At 69.7% G+C, this 20,564-nt stretch carries 21 protein-coding genes and 1 riboswitch; of the genes, 17 read left to right on the top strand and 4 right to left on the bottom strand.

The annotated features are described in order from the left end of the window. Positions 1-37: 37 nt before the first annotated feature. Positions 38-811: a putative protein N(5)-glutamine methyltransferase gene (locus ACZ6WN_RS11665; protein WP_465864796.1), complete on the bottom strand. Its 774-nt coding sequence runs from the start codon at positions 809-811 to the stop codon at positions 38-40. A gap of 16 nt (positions 812-827) precedes the next feature. On the opposite strand from ACZ6WN_RS11665, the gene ACZ6WN_RS11660 reads away from it, so the two are divergent. The 3 genes from ACZ6WN_RS11660 to ACZ6WN_RS11650 are packed head-to-tail and all read left to right on the top strand — an operon-like array spanning position 828 to position 2,670. Then, positions 828-1,184 carry a hypothetical protein gene (locus ACZ6WN_RS11660; protein ID WP_465864795.1) on the top strand — a complete coding sequence of 119 codons (357 nt, stop codon included), beginning with the start codon at positions 828-830 and terminating at the stop codon, positions 1,182-1,184. After that, positions 1,181-1,594 carry a hypothetical protein gene (locus tag ACZ6WN_RS11655; RefSeq protein ID WP_465864794.1) on the top strand — a complete coding sequence of 138 codons (414 nt, stop codon included), beginning with the start codon at positions 1,181-1,183 and terminating at the stop codon, positions 1,592-1,594. Before ACZ6WN_RS11660 ends, ACZ6WN_RS11655 begins: the two co-directional genes overlap by 4 nt. Next, positions 1,591-2,670 carry an MBL fold metallo-hydrolase gene (locus tag ACZ6WN_RS11650; protein WP_465864793.1) on the top strand — a complete coding sequence of 360 codons (1,080 nt, stop codon included), beginning with the start codon at positions 1,591-1,593 and terminating at the stop codon, positions 2,668-2,670. Before ACZ6WN_RS11655 ends, ACZ6WN_RS11650 begins: the two co-directional genes overlap by 4 nt. On the opposite strand, the gene ACZ6WN_RS11645 is transcribed toward ACZ6WN_RS11650, so the two are convergent. Next, positions 2,660-3,088 carry a GNAT family N-acetyltransferase gene (locus ACZ6WN_RS11645; protein ID WP_465864792.1) on the bottom strand — a complete coding sequence of 143 codons (429 nt, stop codon included), beginning with the start codon at positions 3,086-3,088 and terminating at the stop codon, positions 2,660-2,662. The two genes, ACZ6WN_RS11650 and ACZ6WN_RS11645, sit on opposite strands and share 11 nt — an antisense overlap. Before the next feature lie 19 nt (positions 3,089-3,107). Here ACZ6WN_RS11645 and ACZ6WN_RS11640 point away from each other — a divergent pair, with 19 nt between their 5' ends. The 9 genes from ACZ6WN_RS11640 (at position 3,108) to ACZ6WN_RS11600 (ending at position 12,855) form a co-directional block, all read left to right on the top strand. Next, positions 3,108-3,344, top strand: coding sequence for a FitA-like ribbon-helix-helix domain-containing protein (locus ACZ6WN_RS11640; protein ID WP_465864791.1), 237 nt, complete (start codon positions 3,108-3,110; stop codon positions 3,342-3,344). Then, a complete protein-coding gene (locus tag ACZ6WN_RS11635) occupies positions 3,344-3,745 on the top strand; it encodes a type II toxin-antitoxin system VapC family toxin (protein ID WP_465864790.1) in 402 nt (133 codons plus the stop codon). The genes ACZ6WN_RS11640 and ACZ6WN_RS11635 overlap by 1 nt, the downstream gene beginning before the upstream one ends. Positions 3,746-3,776: 31 nt before the next feature. Continuing rightward, positions 3,777-3,885, top strand: a riboswitch (TPP riboswitch). Further along, positions 3,881-4,951 (top strand): thiamine ABC transporter substrate-binding protein, encoded by a 1,071-nt coding sequence (locus ACZ6WN_RS11630; protein WP_465864789.1) that lies wholly within the window; start codon positions 3,881-3,883, stop codon positions 4,949-4,951. Its footprint overlaps the riboswitch before it by 5 nt. Beyond that, a complete protein-coding gene (locus ACZ6WN_RS11625; RefSeq protein WP_465864788.1) occupies positions 4,948-6,606 on the top strand; it encodes an ABC transporter permease in 1,659 nt (552 codons plus the stop codon). The genes ACZ6WN_RS11630 and ACZ6WN_RS11625 overlap by 4 nt, the downstream gene beginning before the upstream one ends. Positions 6,607-7,056: 450 nt before the next feature. Beyond that, complete coding sequence (locus ACZ6WN_RS11620) at positions 7,057-8,073, top strand: ABC transporter ATP-binding protein (RefSeq protein ID WP_465864787.1); 1,017 nt, start codon at positions 7,057-7,059, stop codon at positions 8,071-8,073. A 26-nt stretch (positions 8,074-8,099) separates the two neighbouring features. Continuing rightward, positions 8,100-9,167, top strand: coding sequence for a phosphatase PAP2 family protein (locus ACZ6WN_RS11615; protein WP_465864786.1), 1,068 nt, complete (start codon positions 8,100-8,102; stop codon positions 9,165-9,167). A gap of 30 nt (positions 9,168-9,197) precedes the next feature. After that, positions 9,198-11,111, top strand: coding sequence for an acyl-CoA dehydrogenase family protein (locus ACZ6WN_RS11610; protein ID WP_465864785.1), 1,914 nt, complete (start codon positions 9,198-9,200; stop codon positions 11,109-11,111). Between the two features lie 224 nt (positions 11,112-11,335). Then, positions 11,336-12,277: a type IV toxin-antitoxin system AbiEi family antitoxin domain-containing protein gene (locus tag ACZ6WN_RS11605; RefSeq protein ID WP_465864784.1), complete on the top strand. Its 942-nt coding sequence runs from the start codon at positions 11,336-11,338 to the stop codon at positions 12,275-12,277. 26 nt (positions 12,278-12,303) lie between these two features. Further along, positions 12,304-12,855, top strand: a complete 552-nt coding sequence (locus ACZ6WN_RS11600; RefSeq protein WP_465864783.1) for a P-loop nucleotide/nucleoside kinase family protein — start codon at positions 12,304-12,306, stop codon at positions 12,853-12,855. Positions 12,856-12,948: 93 nt separating this feature from the next. Here the strand turns inward: ACZ6WN_RS11600 and ACZ6WN_RS11595 are convergent, their stop codons facing one another. Further along, the gene (locus ACZ6WN_RS11595) at positions 12,949-13,440 is read right to left on the bottom strand and encodes an inorganic diphosphatase (protein WP_141796010.1); all 492 of its coding nucleotides are present in this window, start codon (positions 13,438-13,440) and stop codon (positions 12,949-12,951) included. 86 nt (positions 13,441-13,526) lie between these two features. Here ACZ6WN_RS11595 and dacB point away from each other — a divergent pair, with 86 nt between their 5' ends. Genes dacB through hpt form a run of 4 tightly spaced genes read left to right on the top strand, consistent with a single transcriptional unit; the run spans position 13,527 to position 17,533 of the window. After that, positions 13,527-14,906 (top strand): D-alanyl-D-alanine carboxypeptidase/D-alanyl-D-alanine endopeptidase, encoded by a 1,380-nt coding sequence (dacB, locus tag ACZ6WN_RS11590; RefSeq protein WP_465864782.1) that lies wholly within the window; start codon positions 13,527-13,529, stop codon positions 14,904-14,906. 24 nt (positions 14,907-14,930) lie between these two features. After that, the gene (locus ACZ6WN_RS11585; RefSeq protein ID WP_465864781.1) at positions 14,931-15,980 is read left to right on the top strand and encodes a zinc-dependent metalloprotease; all 1,050 of its coding nucleotides are present in this window, start codon (positions 14,931-14,933) and stop codon (positions 15,978-15,980) included. A gap of 7 nt (positions 15,981-15,987) precedes the next feature. Further along, on the top strand, positions 15,988-16,971 hold the full coding sequence (gene tilS, locus ACZ6WN_RS11580; protein WP_465864780.1) for a tRNA lysidine(34) synthetase TilS: 984 nt from the start codon (positions 15,988-15,990) through the stop codon (positions 16,969-16,971). 10 nt (positions 16,972-16,981) lie between these two features. Continuing rightward, the gene (gene hpt, locus ACZ6WN_RS11575) at positions 16,982-17,533 is read left to right on the top strand and encodes a hypoxanthine phosphoribosyltransferase (RefSeq protein WP_160026376.1); all 552 of its coding nucleotides are present in this window, start codon (positions 16,982-16,984) and stop codon (positions 17,531-17,533) included. A 43-nt stretch (positions 17,534-17,576) separates the two neighbouring features. Here the strand turns inward: hpt and ACZ6WN_RS11570 are convergent, their stop codons facing one another. Next, a complete protein-coding gene (locus ACZ6WN_RS11570) occupies positions 17,577-18,353 on the bottom strand; it encodes a DUF8017 domain-containing protein (protein ID WP_465864779.1) in 777 nt (258 codons plus the stop codon). A gap of 158 nt (positions 18,354-18,511) precedes the next feature. On the opposite strand from ACZ6WN_RS11570, the gene ftsH reads away from it, so the two are divergent. Further along, positions 18,512-20,563 carry an ATP-dependent zinc metalloprotease FtsH gene (ftsH, locus tag ACZ6WN_RS11565; RefSeq protein WP_465864778.1) on the top strand — a complete coding sequence of 684 codons (2,052 nt, stop codon included), beginning with the start codon at positions 18,512-18,514 and terminating at the stop codon, positions 20,561-20,563. The last annotated feature ends 1 nt before the right edge of the window (position 20,564 follow it).

The raw sequence follows: 20,564 nt of genomic DNA, 5'->3' as shown, positions 1-20,564 counted from the left end.
GCAATCAGAGGGACGCCTCGCTTTTCGGTGCGGCTCCTCAGCGAGCCGTTCCGGTCACCGCGGTCGCATAGAGGTCCTCGTCGTGATGGATCTCCGCGACCAGCCCCTGCTCCCGCATCAGGCTCGCGGTGACGGGCGCCTGCTCCTGGCCGGCCTCGATCACGAGTACGCCGCCGGGGGCCAGCCGCTTCGGCGCCTGCTCGATCACGCGGCGCTGGACGTCGAGCCCGTCCGTGCCGCCGTCGAGAGCCACCCGGTGCTCGTGGTCGCGCGCCTCGGGCGGCATGTTCCGGATCTGGTCGCTCGGGACGTACGGGGCGTTGGCCACGATCACGTCGAAGGCGAGGTCGTGGGGGAGCGGGTCGTAGAGGTCGCCGAGGAGGACGTGGTCGGCGGGGAGATTGCTCCGCGCACACTCGACCGCGGCTGGGTCGATGTCGGTGGCCCAGACCTCCGCGTCCGGGACGCGCGCGGCGACGGCGGCCCCGAGCGCTCCGGTCCCGCAGCCGAGGTCGAGCACCTTCCACGACCCGGTCCGCGAGGCCGCCCGGACGGCGAGGTCGACCATCAGCGCCGAGCGCTGCCGGGGCACGAACACCCCCGGCGCGACCCGGATCCGGAGCCCGCAGAACTCGGCCCAGCCCAGGATGAGTTCCAGCGGCTCGCCGGCCACGCGGCGTACGACCATCTCCTCCCGCTCCTGGGTGGAGACCGGCGCGGTCTCGAGCAGGGCCGCCTCGTCCTCGGCGAAGACACAGCCGGCGGCGCGGAGGCGGGCGACGAGCCCCGGATCGGGCGAATCGGAGGTCATTGGAGAAGATTGGCACGTGGACGCCGTGACACTGATCGGATTTATCGTGGCCGGATATGCCGCGTTCGTGACGATCGCAGCCGTGCTCGGCGTGGTGCTGAAGGCGCCGCGACCGAAATGGCTGGACCAGGTGGCATGGATGCTGGAGATCCTGGCGGTCGTGCTCGCGGTCGGGGCGCTGGCCGGGTGGTCGGCCGGGCGCAAGCCGGAGTCGCTCTCGACCTTCCTGGGTTATGTGGGGGCGTTGGTCTGCCTGATGCCGCTGGCGCTGCAGACGATGCGCGGGGACCGCTCGACCTGGTCCTCGGGCGTGATCGCGGCGGCGGCCCTGGCGACAGGGGTCGTGGCCGTACGCGTCATGATGGTGCGGTGACCGAGACCTCGCCCGCCAAGACCGGTTCCGGTCCGCACCTGGTGCTGCTGACCGTCTACGCGATCTTCGTGCTCGCCGCGGGCGCCCGGTCGCTGGTGCAGGTCTTCACCCGGTTCGACGAGGCGCCGATCGCCTACTCGCTCTCGGTGGTCGCGGCCGCGACCTATGTCGCCGGCTGGTTCGCGATCCGCCGGGCGGCCGCCGGGTCGGCGGGCTTCGCGAAGGTCATGCTGTGGGTCGAGCTCGCCGGCGTGGTCGTCGTCGGTGTCCTGTCCCTGGTCTTGCCGTCGTGGTTCCCGGATGCATCGGTATGGTCGAAGTTCGGGAGCGGATACGGTTTCGTTCCTGCCCTGCTGCCGATCCTGGGTCTGCTCTGGCTCTGGAGAGGTCGACCCGAAGGAGCCCGATGAGCCAGCCGAGCCAGCCGAGTCAGCCGAGTCAGTCGACAGCCACCGCCATCTCGCCTGACTCGGAGGAGCACTGGTCCGCTCCGGGCGCCTGGACGGTCGCCGAGGGCGTGCACCGGATCCCGCTGCCGCTGCCGATGGACGGGCTCAAGGCGGTCAACATCTACGTCCTCGAGGGCGCTGACGGGCTCTCGCTGGTCGATGGCGGCTGGGCGATCACCGAGGGGCGCGCTGCACTGGAGTCCGGGCTGAAGAAGCTCGGTTTCGCCTTCGGCGACATCCGGCGGTTCCTGGTCACCCACGTGCACCGCGACCACTACACGCTCGCCTCGGTGCTGGGTGAGGAGTTCGGCGCGGACGTGCTGCTCGGGGCCGGCGACCGGCCCACGCTCGAGCTGACCAACGGCGATCTCGACGGCTGGGTCTCGACCGACCGGCTGCTCGCCTACGCCGGTGCGCACGAGCTGGCCGAGAAGTGGGCCGCGAACCCGCCTCCGCCGCCCGAGCTCTCGCACTGGCGGATGCCTTCGCGCTGGCTGGAAGGGGACGTACGCCTCGACGTGGCCGGCCGCGACCTCGATGCCGTGCACACCCCCGGCCACACCCAGGGCCACTACGTCTATGCGGACCTGGCCGGCTCGGTCCTGTTCGCCGGTGACCACGTGCTGCCCACGATCACGCCGTCGATCGGCTTCGAGCCGGTGCCGGTCGTCGACCCGCTGGGCGACTTCATGGCCTCGTTGACCAAGGTCCGCTCGCTGCCCGACCTGCGGCTTCTGCCCGCCCACGGCCCGGTCGCCTCGTCGTCGCACGCGCGCGTCGACGAGCTCCTGGCCCATCACGAGTCCCGGCTCGCTCAGTCGCTGGCGTCCCTGCAGGCCGGACGACGGTCGGCGCTCGAGGTCGCCAACGACCTCGGCTGGACCCGCCACGAGCGCGCCTTCGCGGAGCTCGACTACTTCAACGCCGGCCTCGCGGTCATGGAGACCAAGGCCCACCTCGAGCTGCTGGCGGCTCGGGGTCAGGCCACGCGTGAGGAGACCGAGGCGAGCGTGCTCTTCGCCCCCGTCAGCGAGTGAGTCGCATCGGGGTGTGCGGGATGTCGTCCTCGAGGAACTCCTCGCCGTCCTTCACGAACCCGAACTTGGCGTACCAGCCGGCCAGCGGGGTCTGAGCGTCGAGGACGATGTCGCGGTCGGTGACGGCCTCGACGGCGGCGGTCATGATCACGTCGGCCAGACCCTGACCACGGTGGGAGGGAGCGAGGACGACGCGGCCGATCCGCCAGACGTCGCCGTCGTCGAGGATCCGGGCGGTGCCGGCGAGCCGGTCGCCGTCGGTCAGCACCACGTGACGCGCCCCGGGCTCGAGGTCACGGCCGTCCAGGTCGAGGTAGGGGCAGTCCTGCTCGACGACGAAGACCTCTTGGCGCAGCTGCCACAGGGCGTACGCGGTCTTCGGGGGGAGCTGGTCGAAGGTGAGGATCTCAGTGCCCATGTGCATGTATTATGCATGCATGGTCGCAATGCAGATCAGAGACGTGCCCGAGCCGGCCCGTGACGCGTTGGCGAAGCGGGCGCAGGCCAAGGGCCAGAGCCTGCAGGCATACCTTCGCGAGATGGTCCTTCGGGAGGCAGCCTTCGCCAACAACCTCGACGTGCTCGACGACGTCGCGGGGTGGCGTACGGGCGGCGAGGCGACCCTCGATGACGTGCTGGCGGCCCGCGATGACGCGCGGCGCGACGTCGGCTGATGATCGTCGTCGATGCGTCGGTGGTCGCGCTGACCTTTCTCGACCCGGCCACCGAGCCGCGATCGGTCCAGGCGCTCGAGGAGATGCGGGCCGACCCCGCCTGGCTGGTGCCTGCGCACTGGCATGTCGAGGTGTTGTCGACGGTGCGCGGTCTGTTGCTGGGCGGCAAGATCGACAAGGCGAAGGCCGACCGCGCGGCCGCCGCGATCCAGCAGATGACGGTCGCGGTCACGCCCACCGGCCCGCTGATGCCGCGGATGTGGGAGCTCCGCAACAACCTGTCGACCTACGACGCTGCCTACGTCGCCAGCGCGGAGAGCCATCACATCACCTTGGTCACCGCGGATGTGCGCATCGAGAAGGCCGGCGTCGCGCGATGCCCTGTTCGGGTGGTCGGCTGAGGGACGGACTTCTCCCACGGGTAGTGTTGGCGGGAACAGACAGGGGAGGCCGGGAGGCCTGAGAGTGCGGCGAACAGCGCCGCAGACCCTCCGAACCTGCTCCGGTTGATACCGGCGAAGGGAGTCAGAGTGCGCATGCGTACGCCTGCCATCACTGCCACGGCTATCGCCTCGGTCTCGGCGCTGCTGCTGTCCGCCTGCGGGGGCACGCCCGCCGAGCCGGACGCGGAGAAGTCGAGCGGCGCCGACGAGAAGTCGGTCGTGCTGCTGACCCACGACAGCTTCACGCTGCCCAAGGAGGTGCTGGCCGAGTTCACCGACAAGACCGGCTACACCGCCGAGATCCGGCACGCGGGCGACGGTGGCGAGCTGACCACCAAGATCGCCATGGACACCGGCAACCCCGACGGTGACGCGGTCTTCGGCGTCGACAACACCTTCGCCAGCCGGGCGATCGACCAGGGTGCGCTGGAGGCGTACACGCCGTCCGAGATCCCCGAGGGCGTCTCCGACTTCAACCTGCCGGGGGACGAGGAGCACTTCCTCACCCCGGTCGACAACGGCAGCGTGTGCGTCAACATCGACACCGAGTGGTTCGCGGCGAAGAAGCTGACGCCGCCGGAGTCGCTCGACGACCTGGCCGAGCCGGCGTACAAGGATCTCTTCGTGACCCCCGGTGCCGCGACGTCGACGCCGGGGATGGCGTTCCTGCTGGCGACCGTCGCCGAGTACGGCGAGGACGGCTGGGCCGACTACTGGGGCAAGCTGATGGACAACGGCACCAAGGTCGTCGACGGCTGGGACCAGGCCTACTACTCCGACTTCACCCAGGGCGGCGGCAAGGGGACGCGACCGATCGTCCTCTCCTACGACTCCTCGCCGGCCTTCACCGTCAAGGACGGGGCGTCGACGACGAAGGCGCTGCTGGACACCTGCTTCCGTCAGGTCGAGTACGCCGGCGTGCTCAAGGGCGCCGACCACCCCGAGGGCGCCCAGGCGCTGATCGACTTCCTGCTCTCCGACAGCGTGCAGGGGGCACTTCCGGAGAGCATGTACGTCTTCCCCGTCTCCTCCGGCGTCGAGCTGCCCGCCGACTGGGCGAAGTTCGCCCAGCAGCCGACCTCGCCGCTCTCCGTGGAACCCGACGAGATCGACGAGAACCGGGAAGCGTGGCTGGCGACCTGGAGCGACACGATCGCGCAGTGAGCTCCACCCGTCGCGCTGTGACCCGGCGAATCGGGACCCTGGTCGCGCTCGCCGCCCTCCCGGTGGCCGTGCTGGCGGTCTTCTTCGTCCTGCCGGTCGTCGGGATGGTGCAGCGCGGCCTGTTCTTCGACGGATCCTTCGATCCGTCGGTCGTGTCCAGGGTCGTGGGACGCCCGGAGATCCAGCGGGCGCTCTGGTTCACGCTGTGGTCCTCGGGGCTGGCGACGGTGCTGAGCGTCGCGCTCGGACTGCCGGCCGCGTTCGCGCTCCACCGGCTGAGCTTTCCGTTCCAGCGGGTGATCCGGGCGGGGCTGCTGGTGCCGTTCGTGCTCCCCACCGTCGTCGTCGGGGTCGCCTTCCGCGAGCTCATCGGCGAGGCGGGGCTGCTGGCCTCTCTCGGGCTGGACGGGACGCCGACCGCGATCATCCTCGGGCTGGTCTTCTTCAACGCCTCCGTCGTGATCCGTGCGGTCGGGGCCGCCTGGGAGTCGCTCGACCCGCGTCCCGGGGAGGCTGCTGCCGCACTGGGTGCCTCGCCGGCACGGGTGCTCCTGACGATCACCCTGCCGGCGCTGCGTCCCGCGATCGTCTCCGCGGCCTCGGTGGTCTTCCTGTTCTGCGCCACCGCGTTCGGGATCGTCCTCACCCTCGGCGGGGTGCGCTACAACAGCATCGAGACCGAGATCTACAAGCTCACCTTCACGCTGTTCGACCTTCCCGGTGCCGCCGTCCTGTCGGTCCTCCAGCTGGTGGTCGTCATCGGGTTGCTGGTCATCGCCGGCCGGCTGCGCTCGGTGCCGGACCCCACGCAGTCCCGGGTCGTCGTACGCCGCCGTCGGGTCACGCCGCGAGACATCCCGGCCCTGGTGTCCACGTCGATCTTGGTCCTGCTGGTCGCCGGGCCGCTGCTCGCCCTGCTGCTCGGGTCGCTGCGAGCCGATGACCGGTGGAGCCTGCGGAACTACACGGCCCTGCAGACCCCGGGGTTCGACCCACCGCTTCCGGTGCCGGTCACGACCGCGCTGATGACCTCGCTGGCGGTCGCGGTGCAGGCCGCGCTGGTCGCGCTGGCGCTCGGGCTGCTGGTGGCGTTCGCGGTGACGCGCCGGTCCCGTTCGGTGGCCGAGCGGCGGGTGCGCTCCCTGCTGGACGGGCTGTTCATGGTGCCGCTCGGGGTCAGCGCCGTCACCCTGGGGCTCGGGCTCTACCTGACTCTCGGGTCGGCCCCGCTCGACTTCCGCGACGAACCGTGGCTCGTACCCCTCGCGCAGGCGCTGGTCGCGCTGCCCCTGGTCGTACGCACCCTGGTGCCCGTCCTCGGATCGGTCGACGACCGCCTCCGCCAGGCCGCCGCCGGGCTCGGTGCCGGGCCGTTGCGCGCGGTCATGACGGTCGACGTACCCGCCATCTGGAAGCCCCTCCTCGCCTCCTCCGGCTTCGCCTTCGCGGCGTCGCTCGGGGAGTTCGGCGCGACGTCCTTCCTCGTCCGCGAGGAGCGGCCCACCCTTCCCGTCGTCATCCTCCGGCTGCTGTCCCGTCCGGGCTCCGACAACTACGGCATGGCCCTCGCCGCCGCCTGTGTCCTCGCCGCCGCCACCGCCGTCGTGATGCTCCTCGTCGAGCGTCTCCGCGTACCTTCGATCGGAGCACTGTGAACCCACGCCGAGAAGTCACCCCCGTCGGCCGAGGCGTCGGGTACGTCGGTCGAGACGTCACCTCGGTCGGTCGAGGCGTCGGGTACGTCGGTCGAGAAGTCACGTACGTCGGCCGAGGCGTCACTCCGGTTGGTCGAGACGTCACCCCCGTCGGCCGAGAAGTCACGTACGTCGGTCGAGGCGTCAAGAGGGTCGGTCGAGACGTCACGTACGTCGATCGAGGCGTCACGGTTGTGCCGGCTCGGCCGACCAAGCTGACGCTTCGGCCGACCGGAGTGACGCTTCGACTGACCAAGCTGGCGCCTCGGCCGACGGGGCTGACGCTTCTGCCGACGGGGCTGACGCTTCGACCGACCAAGCTGACGCTTCGGCCGGCGGGGTTGACGCTTCGGCCGGCGGGGCCGACGCCTCGGCCGACCGCGCTGACGCCTCGGCAGGATCGAGGTTGCGATGCTGTCGCTGCGTGAGGTGTCGGTGGCGTACGACGGGAAGGCGGCCGTCACTGACGTCAGCCTGGAGCTGGCGGACGGTGAGGTGCTGGCGCTGCTCGGGCCGTCGGGGTCGGGCAAGTCGACGCTGTTGCGTGCCGTGGCGGGGCTGGAGCCGGCGACGGGGGAGATCAGCTGGGACGGGCGGCCGATGCGCGGGGTGCCGACGCACAAGCGTGGCTTCGCGCTGATGTTCCAGGACGGGCAGCTGTTCTCGCATCTCAGCGTCGCGAACAACGTCGCCTACTCGATGCGGTTGCGCCGGATCCCGGCCGCCGAGCGGACGCGGAGGGTGGCCGACCTGCTGGAGCTCGTCGGCCTGGCCGGCTACCAGGACCGCCTCCCGGGCACGCTGAGCGGCGGCGAGCGGCAGCGGGTCGCGCTCGCCCGTGCGCTCGCGGTCGAGCCACGGCTGCTGCTCCTCGACGAGCCGCTCTCCGCGCTCGACGCCGGTCTGCGAGAGCGCCTCGCGGGCGACCTGCGACGGATCCTCCACGAGGCGGGCACCACCGCGCTGATGGTCACCCACGACCAGGAGGAGGCCTTCGCAGTGGCCGACCGGATCGCGCTGCTGCATGACGGTCATCTGGTGCAGGAGGGGACCCTGCGCGAGGTGTGGGCGCGGCCGACGGACACCTGGGCCGCCCTGTTCCTGGGCTACGCCCGCGTGCTCGAGGGGCCGGCGGCGGACATCGTCCTGAAGGCCGCCGGGATGGCACCGGCCGCAGCGGTCGCACTGCGCCGCTCCGCCTTCGTCGCCGATCCGGCAGGCCCGCTCGCCGGCACCGTGGTCTCGGCGAGGGCTACGCCGGAGCAGCACCGGATCGTCGTACGTCTCGAGGACGTCGGTGAGGTCGACGCCGTCGCCGACTCGGCGCCGGCTCCGGGGGAGACGGTCAGGCTGCGGGTCGAGCCGAACCGGCTGGCCATCCCCGGATCGAACGTCCGGAAATCAGGCGCCCAGGAATCGGCACCGTAACCATCCGCCACTTAGAATCAGCGGCTATGTATCGCCGCGCTCAGATCTTCCTCGTCAGCAGCGCGCTGATCTTCGGCCTGATCGCAGTCGTGACCGCGCAGATCGTCGACAAGCGCATGCTCGACCCGGAGGGCTTCCTCGGACCGTCCTGGCTCCGCCTTCCCCTCCTCGTCGGGGCTGCGCTCCTCGTCGACCTCGTGCCACGCACGCTGTGGTTGGCGAAGTTCAAGTGGAAGGACATGGGGCCGATCTTCAAGGAGCGGGTCCGCACCCACTGGACCCGTGAGCGGCTGACGCTCGTGGCGATGGGCATCGTCTGCTTCTACCTGGTCTACGTCTGCTACCGGAACCTCAAGTCGTTCCTGCCGTTCGTGGTCCCGGAGACGTATGAGTTCGATCACGAGCTGCACCTGATCGACAAGGCGGTGCTCTTCGGCGCCGACCCGGCGATCCTGCTCCACGACCTCCTCGGCACCGGCTGGGTGGCCTGGTTCCTCTCCTACATCTACATGTGGTTCCTGCCGCTCGTGCCGTTCGCCGTCGCCGGCTGGCTGGTGTGGTCGCGCAACCTCGCCTACGGCTACTGGTTCGTGAGCTCGCAGTGCATCGCCTGGATCCTCGGCACGGTCTCCTACTACTGCCTGCCGACGGTCGGGCCGGGCCTGCAGTACCCCTACCTCTACGCCGACCTGCCGGACACGCCCGCGAGCAGCCTGATGGAGTCGCTGGTCTTCACCCGACAACACGTCCTCTTCGACGTCGACGCCAACGTGGTGCAGTCGGTCGGCGGCTTCGCCTCGCTGCACTGCGGCATCACTCTGCTGGTGGCGCTGATGATCCAGGCCACGGTCAAGAACAAGATCGCCCGCTGGGCCGGCTGGATCAACTTCGGGATCACCGTCGTCGCGACCGTCTACTTCGGCTGGCACTACCTCGCCGACGACATCGCGGGCTGCATGATCGCGCTCGTCGCCTACTACGTCGGCGGCCTGGTGGCCAACCAGAAGTTCCAGCGCAAGGGTGTGCGGCGGCTCGTGCCGGAGTCCGACGAGATCGCCGAACGTGAGGCGAAGGTCGCCCACGAGCTGACCTGATCCTGGCCCGACCCGGCATAGGGTGGCGGCGTGAACGCCATCGATGCCACAGCACTGACTTCACTTCTCGACGGGCGATACGCGGGAGTCCGGGAGGACGTACGCAAGTCCCTGATCGAGCGCGCCGACTTCCTCGACGAGGTCGAGGAGCTGGCCCGGCCGGAGTATCGCGAGCGGGTTCGGGAGGTGCTCCTCGACGTCTCCGCGACCGGTCTGACCGGGCTCGGCTTCCCGAAGGAGTACGGCGGGGGCGGTGACGTCGGCGCCTCCATCGCCGCCTTCGAGGAGATGGCCGGTGGTGACCTGTCGCTGCTGGTGAAGTCGGGCGTGCAGTTCGGGCTCTTCGGTGGTGCGATCCTGCAGCTCGGCACGGCACGTCACCACGACCGGTATCTCGCCGACATCGTCTCCGGGCGCGTGCTCGGCTGCTTCGCGATGACCGAGCACGGCCACGGGTCCAACGTGGCTGCGGTGGGGACCGTGGCCACCTACGATCCCGCCGCGCAGGAGTTCGTCATCGAGACGACCCGGGAGGATGCGTACAAGGACTACATCGGCAACGCCGCGGCTCATGGTGAGCTCGCGGTGGTCTTCGCGCAGCTGGTGGTCGGGGGCGAGGAGCGCGGGGTGCACGCTCTCGTGGTGCCGATCCGGGTTGCCGGCGCGCCTGCGCCCGGGGTGCGGATCGAGGACGACGGCCCCAAGATGGGGCTCAACGGCGTCGACAACGGACGGCTGTGGTTCTCGGGCGTGCGGGTGCCGCGTACGTCGCTGTTGAACCGATTCGCCGACGTCACCGAAGCGGGCGAGTACGTCTCCGAGATCGAGTCGGCCGGACGGCGCTTCTTCACCATGCTCGGCACGCTCGTGCAGGGCCGGGTCTCGGTCGGTGGTGCCGGGATCCGGGCATCGGAGGTCGCGCTGACGATCGCGGTCCGCTACGCGCTGCGGCGCAGGCAGTTCGAGACGTCGTCGGACGCCGAGGAGGCGCTGCTCCTGGACTACGGCCAGCACCAGCGGCGACTGCTGCCGCTGGTCGCGCGGACCTATGCGCTGCGCTTCGCGCAGGAGGTCGTACGCGACGACCTGCACGACGTCTTCTCCGGTGTCTCGACCTCGGAGCACGCCCGGCGCGAGCTCGAGTCCCGAGCGGCCGGCACCAAGGCCCTGGCGACCTGGCACGCCACCCGGACGATCCAGGAGTGCCGGGAGGCGTGCGGCGGGGCGGGTTACCTGGCCGCCAACCGGTTCGCGGCCCTCAAGGCCGACACGGACGTCTTCACGACCTTCGAGGGCGACAACACCGTGCTGTTGCAGCTGGTCGCCAAGGGCCTGCTCACCGGCTACTCCAGCGAGTTCGAGGAGATGGACCAGCTGGACCTCGTACGCTTCGTGGCCGGTCTCGCCGTCGAGACCGTCCTGGAGCGGACCGCCGTGCACAAGCTGCTCGAACGGGTCCGCGACGTCGTTCCGGTCGCGGGCGAGCGGGAGCCGGACATCCTCGACTCCGACTACCACCTGGCGATGCTGCGCTTCCGCGAGGAGCACATGCTCGCCGGCGTCGCCCGGCGTCTCCAGTCGGGGGTCAAGGCCGGCCGCGAGCCCGGTGAGGTCTTCTCGACCGTCCAGGACCACGTCATCGGCGTCGCTCACGCGCACGTGGAGCGGCTGGTCCACGAGGCGTTCCGAGAGAAGGTCCGTGGGCTGTCCACCGGGCCGGTGCGGGACCTGATGGGCACCGTCTGCGACCTCAGCGCCCTCTCGGTCATCGAGGCCGACCGCGCCTGGTTCATGGAGCACGGCCGCCTCTCCTCCGAGCGCTCCAAGGCCATCACCGCCGAGGTCAACCGCCTCTGCCGCGAGCTCCGCCCGCACGCGCGGCTGCTCGTCGACGGCTTCGGCGTACCCGAGGAGCTGCTGCGGGCGAAGGACCTGATCGGCTGAGGGCGGTGGCGGATGCTGACCGAGGTAACTCGGTCGGGTGTCACTGTCATCGTGGAGTTCCGCGAAGGCAGTGGTCGCTCGCCGAGTTACCTCGGTGAGCATCCGCCCGCACATGATGCAAGACATGGGCCGGTGGCCCTCCACAGGCGACGTTCGGGACGGGGTTATCCACAGCGAGCCCATTTGCGGTCGGAAATGTCGGTGCAGGGACGAAGCCTGGACGCATGGACCCACTACGAATCATCACCGCCACCGAAGGCTTCTTCACCCGCCGCGAAGCCAAGAACGCCGGCTACGCAGACCGCGAGATCACGGGGATCGTTCGCCAGGGCGCGTGGCACCGGATCAGACGCGGGGCTTACGTGTTCGCCGACGAGTGGAAGGCGCTCGACCCGGTCGGACGACATCGCGTGCGTGCTCGAGCCGTGCAACGGTCCCTGGGCAGCAAGGTCGCGCTGAGCCACGTGTCCGGCATGGTCGCTCATGGGATCGACCTGTGGGGCGTGGACCTCGCCAAGGTGCATGTGACCAGGCTCGACGGTGCCGGAAGACCGCTCGAGGGAGACGTCGTCCATCACTTGGGTGCTGTCCGGGAGGACGAGATCGAGACACACGACGGGCTGCGTACGCTGCCTGCGGTTCGATGCGTGCTGGAGACGAGCCTGCAGGCCGACGACGAGGTCACTCAGTGTCTTCTCGACGCCGGTCTCCGAGCGAAGGCATTCACGAAGGAGGAGCTGCTCGTCGAATACGAGCGGATGAATCAGTGGCCCTTCAGCCACCCGCTCGGACTCGCTGTCGCTCACGCGGATCCGCTAGCGGGATCGATCGGGGAGTCGCGGTGTCTATGGCTGTTCCGCGTCGGAGGCCTGCCGCGGCCGGAGCTTCAGGTGCCTGTCTATCGTGCGGACGGTTCACTGGTCGGCATCGTCGACTTCGCGTGGCCGCAGTTCCGGTTGTTCGGTGAGTTCGACGGCAAGGTGAAGTACGGAAAGCTGCTCAAGCCTGGTCAGTCGCCCAGCGATGCAGTGTTCGAGGAGAAGGTGCGCGAGGACGAGATCCGGGAGATCACGGACTACGGTTTCGTGCGCGTCGTCTGGGACGACCTGGACAGTCCGCGCCGGACGCTGGGGAGGTTCGAGTCCCGGATGCGGGTCGCCAGCTGATCCTGCCAGGGTGGTTGACTGACCAGGTGGCCAGGCTGATCCTCATCAACGGAATGCCCGGAGTAGGAAAGTCGACCCTCGCCAAGCGCTTCGCCGCCGATCACCCCGGCACGCTGGTATGTGACATCGACCTGCTGCGCACCTACATCAGCGGATGGCGAGACGACTTCATCGGCGCCGGCACCCGGATCCGGCCGGCGGCATTGGGGCTGATCCGCGGCTACCTCAGCGAGTCTGGCGACGTCGTGCTCCCACAGCTGTTCGCCAGGGTCAGCGAGCTCGAACGTTTCGAGAGGGCGGCGCACCACGCTGGCGCCGAGTTCGTGGAGGTCATGCTCGAGGCCGTCGAGGACGACGCGCTGCGTCGTTTCCATGCGCGCGATGACGGCAGCGATCCCTGGCACCCGATCGTGCGAGAGATCGTGGCGGAGTCCGGCGGCGACGAGCACCTCCGTGCGTACGCCTCCAAGCTCGCCGAACTGGTGGCACAACGCCCCGCGACGAAGGTCGTCCCGAGCGTTGCGGGCGAGGTGGAGGCGACGTACGACTCCTTGCGTACCGCGCTGGGTGAATGCTGACCGAGTTACCTCGGTAAATGGCCACTGCCTTCGTGGAACTCCACGAAGGCAGTGCGACTCGACCGAGTCACCTCGGTCAACATCCAGCAGGACTCAGTGAGCGGTGTTCTTGAACCGGTCGATGGAGGCGGCGATCTCCGACTCCGCGGCGGCCTTGCCGACCCAGTCGGAGCCCTTGACGGTCTTGCCGGGCTCGAGGTCCTTGTAGTGCTCGAAGAAGTGCTTGATCTCGTTGAGGGTCCACTCGTCGACATCCGCGAGGTCCTGGATGTGGTCGAAGCGGGGGTCGCAGGGGACGCAGAGGACCTTCTCGTCCTGGCCCTTCTCGTCCTCCATGACGTACATCGCGACAGGACGGGCCTGGACCAGCACACCCGGGAAGAGCGGGTAGGGGGTGAGCACCAGCGCGTCGAGCGGGTCGCCATCCCCACCGAGGGTGTCTTCGATGTAGCCGTAGTCTGCGGGGTACATCATGGAGGTGAACAGCACGCGGTCGAGTCGAAGCCGGTTCGACTCGTGGTCCACCTCGTACTTGTTGCGGGATCCCTTGGGGACCTCGATCAGTACGTCGAACTCCTGCGTCACTTCTCTGCCTCCAGACAAACCCAAAAACGGAATGCCGGACAGTCTGACACCGATCGGCGTCAGACCCGGCATCGAGGAGGATATCCGTGGAGCCTGACACCTCGCCGACGTGGCCGTCAGAGGAGACGGACGAGGCCCGCGGGAAGCTGGCGATCGTGCTGCCGCTGGTGCTCGCGCTCCTGGTGGGCGCCGCGGCTGGAGCGTACGCCCTGGGGTGGGTCCGCTACGCCCAGGGCAACGTCGCGCCGACCCCACCGCCGGTGCCGCTGAACATCGCCGCCGTCAGCCCCGCGGCGGTTGCCGGCGAGCAGACCAGGGCCCCGGGAAAGCCTGACCAGGCCGCGCTGGAACAGGTGATGCGGGAGATGGTGCGCGACAAGCGGCTCGGCAAGCACCTCAAGGCGGCGATCGCGCCGCTCGCGGGCGACCCGCTGGTCACCCACGGCACCGGGGCCGCGACCCCGGCGAGCGTCACGAAGGTGCTGACCAGTGTCGCGGTGCTCGAGGCGTACGGCCCCGAGCGCCGGTTCGAGACCAGCACCACGCTCCAGGGGAGCACCGTCACCCTCGTCGGCGGAGGTGACGCATCTCTCAGCACCAGCGACCTCGACGCCCTCGCCGCCGAGACGGCCCGAGAGCTCGGCAGCACCCAGTCGGTCAGGCTGGCCTACGACGACAGTCTCTTCGGTGGTCCGACGTTAAGCCCCACCTGGCGGCGCACCTACCTGGGCGAGGAGGTCGGTGGGATCACCGCGCTGTCCGTCGACCACGGCGGCTCCCAGGCCACGGGCTACAGCCAAGATCCGTCCGCGCAGGCCGCCGAGCAGTTCAGGAAGGCCCTGGTCAAGCACGGGATCAAGGTCCACGGGAAGCCCGCGAGGGGGACGAAGGCAGGCACCCAGCTCGCCGTACGTCAGGGCGACACCCTGCGCGAGATCGTCGAGTACACGTTGCAGCACAGCGACAACCAGCTCGCCGAGATCCTCGCCCGCCACGTCGGCGTCGCCGAAGGAGCACCGACGTTCGACGGCTCCACCGCGGCGATCACGGCGACGCTGAAGGAGCTCGGCATCGACACCACCGGCCTGGTTCTCGTCGACGGCTCCGGCCTCTCCCGGCAGAACCGGATCCCGCCGACACTGCTGGTGAGCACGCTCCAGACCGCCGCCAGCCCCAACCGCCCCGAGCTCGCCCCGGCGCTGACGGGACTCCCGGTCGCCGGCTGGGTCGGCTCGCTCTCGCGGCGGTTCAACTTCGACGCGGAGCCGGGTCGCGGCCGCGTCCGGGCGAAGACCGGCACCCTCACCGGCGTCTCGGGTCTCTCCGGCATCGCGATCGACGCCCGCGGCACGCCGTTCGTCGTCGTCCTCATGGCCGACGGGTTCAAGCCCGAGCAGACCCTGGACGTACGCGACGCCCTCGATGACGCGATCACGGCCGTCGCGACGTGTCGATGCTCGGCATAGGTCCGGTCGGCTACGGTCGTAGGCATGACCCATCGTGCTGAGGACCCGACCCCGTCCGGAGCGACCATGGTCGACTGGGACCTGGCCGTACGCCTCGGCGCGACGGTCGCCGGAGACGGCCCGATCGTCTCGCGCAGCGAGGCCCAGCATGCCGTCGAGGAACTGCGCGCGGACGCCGCCAAGGCGACCGAGTTCGTGCGTGCCTTCACCGGTCTGGACGCGCCCCGCGACACCGCGCCGGTCCTGGTGGTGGACAGGAGGGGCTGGATCCAGGCCAACGCCGACACCTTCGCCCACGTGATCTCTCCGGTGGTCGACCGGATCACCGCGAAGCGCGCGCCGGGAGTGCTCACCCAGGCGGTCGGCTCCAAGATCAGTGCGGCCGAGGTCGGCGGCCTGCTCGGCTTCATGTCCTCGAAGATCCTCGGCCAGTTCGACCCGTTCTACGGGCCGTCGGGGCGGCTGCTGCTGGTCGCGCCCAACGCCGTCCACGTCGAGCGCGAGCTCGGCCTGGACCCGAGCGACTTCCGGCTGTGGGTCTGCCTCCACGAGGAGACCCACCGGGTCCAGTTCACCGCCAGCCCGTGGATGCGCGACCACCTCTTCGCCCAGATCGAGGGCCTCTCCGACGCGATGGACCCGGCCTCGCTCTTCGACGGCGGGCTGCAGCGCGTCACCGAGGCGCTCAAGGGCAACGGCAGCATCGTGGACGCCTTCGCCAAGCCCGAGCAGAAGGAGATCATCGACCGGGTCACCGGGATGATGTCGCTGCTCGAGGGCCACGCCGACGTGGTCATGGACGATGTCGGCCCCGGCGTGATCCCCAGCGTCACCACGATCCGCAAGGCCTTCAACAAGCGCCGCCAGGGCATCGGCGTCCTCGACCGCCTGCTGCGCCGCCTGCTCGGGCTGGAGGCCAAGATGGCGCAGTACCGCGACGGCGCGAAGTTCGTACGCCACGTCGTGGACCGGGTCGGCATGGAGGAGTTCAACGCCGTCTTCGCCGGCCCCGAGAACCTCCCCTCGAAGGCCGAGATCGTCGACCCGGACGCCTGGGTCACCCGCGTCCTGTGAGTCCGGAGTGAGCCTGCACCCCTCCCTCGCAGCCGTACGCCGCCCGGTCCGTGCCACGCTCGAGCGGCTCGAGCCGGGCGAGAAGGTGATGGTGGCCTGCTCGGGGGGAGCGGACTCCCTGGCGCTGGCCTCCGCCGCGGTCTTCGAGGGCCACAAGCTCGGGCTGCACGTCATCGGCGCGACCGTCGACCACGGGCTGCAGGACGGCAGCGAGGTGCAGGCCGCGAAGGTCGTCGGGCAGCTCGCCGAGATGGGCGTCGACGAGACCGTGACCGCGACGGTGGAGGTCAAGGCCGACGGTGAGGGGCCCGAGGCGGCGGCCCGCCAGGCCCGTTACGCGGTCCTCGACCAGCTCGCCGAGCGCCTCGGCGCGAGCGTGATCCTGCTCGGCCACACCCGTGACGACCAGGCCGAGACGGTGCTGCTGGGCCTCACCAGGGGCTCGGGCGCGCGCAGCCTCTCCGGGATGCGCGCCCGGTTCGACCGCTACCGACGGCCCCTGCTCGACACCACCAGGATCGACACCGAGACCGCCTGCCAGGTCGAGGGGCTCGAGGTCTGGCAGGACCCGCACAACCGCGACTTCGCCTACACCCGCGCGCGCATCCGCCACCGCGTCCTGCCCACGCTCGAGGAGGACCTCGGCCCGGGGGTCGCCGACGCGCTGGCCCGCACCGCGGAGCAGCTCCGTGAGGACGCCGACTTCATCGACGACATCGCCGAGGCGATGCACCGCGAGCTCGGCGGATCCCTTCCGGTCGAGACCCTCGCGCAGTATCCGGCCGCGGTCCGCACCAGAGTCCTCCGGATCGCCGCGCTCGAAGCCGGGAGCCCGCCCGCGGAGCTCACCCGCGAGCACGTCAAGGCCGTCGACGAGCTGGTCACCGGCTGGCGCGGCCAGCGCTGGATCGATCTCCCGGGACACCTGCGTGCGAAGCGTACGGACGGTGGCATCGCCTTCGAATCGGGACCGTTCACGCCGAGCGCTTAGAGTGACGGACATGGACACCGAGTACGTCGGCGACGACCTCGTGAAGACCCTGTTCACCCACGACGAGATCCAGGCGAAGGTCGAAGAGCTGGCCCGCCGGATCGAGAAGGACTACGAGGGCGAGGAGCTGCTCATCGTCGGCGTCCTGCGTGGCGCGGTGATGATCATGGCCGACCTCGCCCGCGCCCTGAACCGCCACGTCGAGATGGACTGGATGGCGGTCTCCTCCTACGGCTCCGGCACCAAGTCGTCCGGCGTGGTGCGGATCCTGAAGGACCTCGACACCGACGTCACCGGCAAGCACGTGCTGGTCGTGGACGAGATCATCGACTCCGGCCTGACCCTGACCTGGCTGACCTCCAACCTCACCAGCCGCGGTCCGGCGAGCATCGAGATCGCCACCCTGCTCCGCAAGCCCGAGGCGGTCAGCATGCCGGTCGACGTGAAGTACGTCGGGTGGGACATCCCCGACGAGTTCGTGGTCGGCTACGGCCTCGACTTCAACGAGAAGTACCGCAACCTGCGCGACATCTCGACCCTCGCGCCGCACATCTACAGCTGAAGCGGAGCCCGAAGCGACAGGCGCGGCTGAGCCCCAGCCGGGCTCAGTCGGCCGGACGCACGCTGGCGATCACCTTCGCGAGCGCTGCGTCCGGGTTCGACCCCTCGGCGCCCCGGTCGGCGACGACCACGAAGAGCGCCTGACCCGACGACGTGGGCACCGACACCACCGTGACCTCGATGGCGGGCACCGGACACGTCTGGCTGAGCGGGGTGACCGTGGCCGTGACGGCGGTCGCCGCGGTCCGGCCCCCGTCGACCTGGACCGTACGTCGCTGACCGAGCGCTCCGGTCGGAGTGCCGCCGCCGTCGTCCTGGGCGGCCGCCTTGGCCCAGTGCATCGCGGTGGCCTCGATCGACCCCTTGTCGGAGATCGAGCCCGGGGTGACGAAGCCGACCAGGGTGTGCCAGTTGTCGTCGCACCAGTCCTCGCCGTAGGTCGCGATGCCGTGCATGAGCGCCGTGACCTCACCGGCGGGTGACTCGAACCCGGCGAGCGTGTCCGGCCCCGGCTCCCAGTCCGGAGGTACGTCGTAGGTCATCTCGTCCTTGGCCGAGGTCACCGGCTGCCAGGCGCCGTCCGGGACCGGTGCGGGCGGGGCCGAGGTGGGTGGTGGCGTGCTCGCCGCCGGCGTCCCCGACGGCGAGGCCGGTGCCGCGGGCTCGTCACCGGAGGCCTGCACCACCAGCCGCGTGGCGACCACGCCGGCGGCGATGACGAGGGCGACCGCGAGGAAGGCCAGCACCCCGATGATCAACCAGGCGACACGGCTGTTGGAGCTGCTCCCGGCAGCAGGCGTCCCCGCCCCGTTCTGGGTCATGTCCACACCCTAGGTCAGCGCTCGGCCGGAGCCGCGCTTTCGCTGATGGCGGAACCGCTCAGGTGGGTTCGGGCACGATTTGGCGTGTACCGTCGTTCTAAATGACGAGCACGCTGCCCTGCGTGCGTGTCTGACCCCGTAACGGTTGAAAGAAGCCTGTGAAGCGCATATTCAAAGGTCCTTGGCTGTGGATCATCCTGGCAGTGCTCGGTGTGATCCTGGCGCTGCAGTATCTGGCCCCTCGCAACGGCGGTGACGAGATCACCACCAGCGAGCTGACCGAGTACATCCAGAAGGACGAGGTCAAGGAGATCACGTTCGTCGACGGCGACCAGGAGATCAAGGCGACCTTGGTCAAGGGTGTCCGCGACGGCGGCGCCGAGGTCACGACCTCGTGGGTCGACGGCGATCAGGAAGCGCTCATCGAGATGGTGCGCAAGACCCAGGCCGAGGGCGACAACCTCAAGGAGTTCAACTCCGAGGTGGCCAAGCCCTCCGTGCTCGGCTCGATCCTGAGCTTCCTGCTTCCGTTCGTGCTGATCATCGTGCTGTTCCTGTTCCTGATGAACTCGGTCCAGGGCGGTGGCGGTCGCGGGGTCATGCAGTTCGCCAAGTCCAAGGCGAAGCTGATCACCAAGGACATGCCGAAGACGACGTTCGCCGACGTCGCCGGTGCGGACGAGGCGGTCGAGGAGCTCCAGGAGATCAAGGAGTTCCTGCAGGAGCCCGCGAAGTTCCAGGCCGTCGGCGCCAAGATCCCCAAGGGTGTGCTGCTCTACGGCCAGCCCGGCACCGGTAAGACCCTGCTCGCGCGTGCTGTCGCGGGCGAGGCCGGGGTGCCGTTCTACTCGATCTCCGGTTCGGACTTCGTCGAGATGTTCGTCGGTGTCGGTGCGAGCCGGGTCCGCGACCTGTTCGAGCAGGCCAAGGAGAACGCCCCCGCCATCGTCTTCATCGACGAGATCGACGCCGTCGGCCGCCACCGCGGTGCCGGCATGGGCGGCGGTCACGACGAGCGCGAGCAGACGCTGAACCAGCTCCTCGTGGAGATGGACGGCTTCGACGTACGCGGCGGGGTCATCCTGATCGCGGCGACCAACCGTCCCGATGTGCTCGACCCGGCGCTGCTGCGCCCTGGCCGCTTCGACCGCCAGATCCAGGTGGACGCTCCCGACCTCGCCGGTCGCGAGAAGATCCTGCAGGTCCACGCCCGTGGCAAGCCGCTGGCCGGCGACATCGACCTCGACTCGGTGGCCCGCCGGACGCCCGGCTTCTCCGGTGCCGACCTGGCCAACGTGCTCAACGAGGCGGCGCTGCTGACCGCCCGCAGCGACCAGAAGCTGATCACCAACAAGGCCCTCGACGAGGCCATCGACCGCGTCATCGCCGGTCCGCAGAAGCGCACGCGTCTGATGAGCGAGCAGGAGAAGCTCATCACCGCCTACCACGAGGGTGGCCACGCGCTGGTCGCCGCTGCGCTGCCGGGGCCGGACGTGGTCCAGAAGATCACGATCCTGCCGCGCGGCAAGGCGCTGGGCTACAACCTGGTCATGCCCGACGACGACCAGTACAGCCAGACCCGGTCCTCGATGCTCAACAAGCTCTCCTACATGCTCGGTGGCCGTGCCGCGGAGGAGCTCATCTTCCACGACCCGACCACGGGTGCCGGCAACGACATCGAGAAGGCGACCAACCTCGCCCGCGCGATGGTCACCCAGTTCGGCATGACCGAGCGTCTCGGTGCGATCAAGCTCGGCGAGTCCAACGGCGAGCCGTTCCTGGGCCGCGACATCGGTCACCAGCGCAACTACTCCGAGGAGGTCGCCGCCGTCGTCGACGACGAGACCAAGAAGCTCCTCGCCACCGCGCACCAGGAGGCCTTCGACATCCTCGAGGAGAACCGGGACGTCCTCGACAACCTGGTGCTGCAGCTCCTCGAGAAGGAGACGCTGTCCAAGCACGAGGTCGCCGAGATCTTCGAGCCGCTGCGTCGCCGCGACCCGCGTCCGGCCTGGACCGGCTCCGACACCCGCCGCCCCTCCGACCGTCCTGCGGTCGAGATCCCGCGGTGGATCGTCGAGCGCGACAAGGAGAACCTCGCCAAGGCGATCCGTGCCGCCGGGAAGCAGTCCGGTGCCCAGTCCGCCAACGGCGTCGACCTCGCCAAGCCGGCCGAGGCCGGCTCGCCCGAGGCCACCCCTCCCGCCTGAG

This window comes from Nocardioides sp. NPDC054178 (assembly GCF_055585005.1).
This window is presented reverse-complemented; position numbering and strand designations above follow the sequence as displayed.

Bases quoted from the DNA above. Each gene is read 5' to 3' on its own strand.
- ACZ6WN_RS11665 (WP_465864796.1), bottom strand. From the start codon at position 811: ATGACCTCCGATTCGCCCGATCCGGGGCTCGTCGCCCGCCTCCGCGCC.
- ACZ6WN_RS11650 (WP_465864793.1), top strand. From the start codon at position 1,591: ATGAGCCAGCCGAGCCAGCCGAGTCAGCCGAGTCAGTCGACAGCCACC.
- ACZ6WN_RS11645 (WP_465864792.1), bottom strand. From the start codon at position 3,088: ATGGGCACTGAGATCCTCACCTTCGACCAGCTCCCCCCGAAGACCGCG.
- ACZ6WN_RS11640 (WP_465864791.1), top strand. From the start codon at position 3,108: ATGGTCGCAATGCAGATCAGAGACGTGCCCGAGCCGGCCCGTGACGCG.
- ACZ6WN_RS11635 (WP_465864790.1), top strand. From the start codon at position 3,344: ATGATCGTCGTCGATGCGTCGGTGGTCGCGCTGACCTTTCTCGACCCG.
- ACZ6WN_RS11630 (WP_465864789.1), top strand. From the start codon at position 3,881: ATGCGTACGCCTGCCATCACTGCCACGGCTATCGCCTCGGTCTCGGCG.
- ACZ6WN_RS11620 (WP_465864787.1), top strand. From the start codon at position 7,057: ATGCTGTCGCTGCGTGAGGTGTCGGTGGCGTACGACGGGAAGGCGGCC.
- ACZ6WN_RS11615 (WP_465864786.1), top strand. From the start codon at position 8,100: ATGTATCGCCGCGCTCAGATCTTCCTCGTCAGCAGCGCGCTGATCTTC.
- ACZ6WN_RS11605 (WP_465864784.1), top strand. From the start codon at position 11,336: ATGGACCCACTACGAATCATCACCGCCACCGAAGGCTTCTTCACCCGC.
- ACZ6WN_RS11585 (WP_465864781.1), top strand. From the start codon at position 14,931: ATGACCCATCGTGCTGAGGACCCGACCCCGTCCGGAGCGACCATGGTC.
- hpt (WP_160026376.1), top strand. From the start codon at position 16,982: ATGGACACCGAGTACGTCGGCGACGACCTCGTGAAGACCCTGTTCACC.
- ACZ6WN_RS11570 (WP_465864779.1), bottom strand. From the start codon at position 18,353: ATGACCCAGAACGGGGCGGGGACGCCTGCTGCCGGGAGCAGCTCCAAC.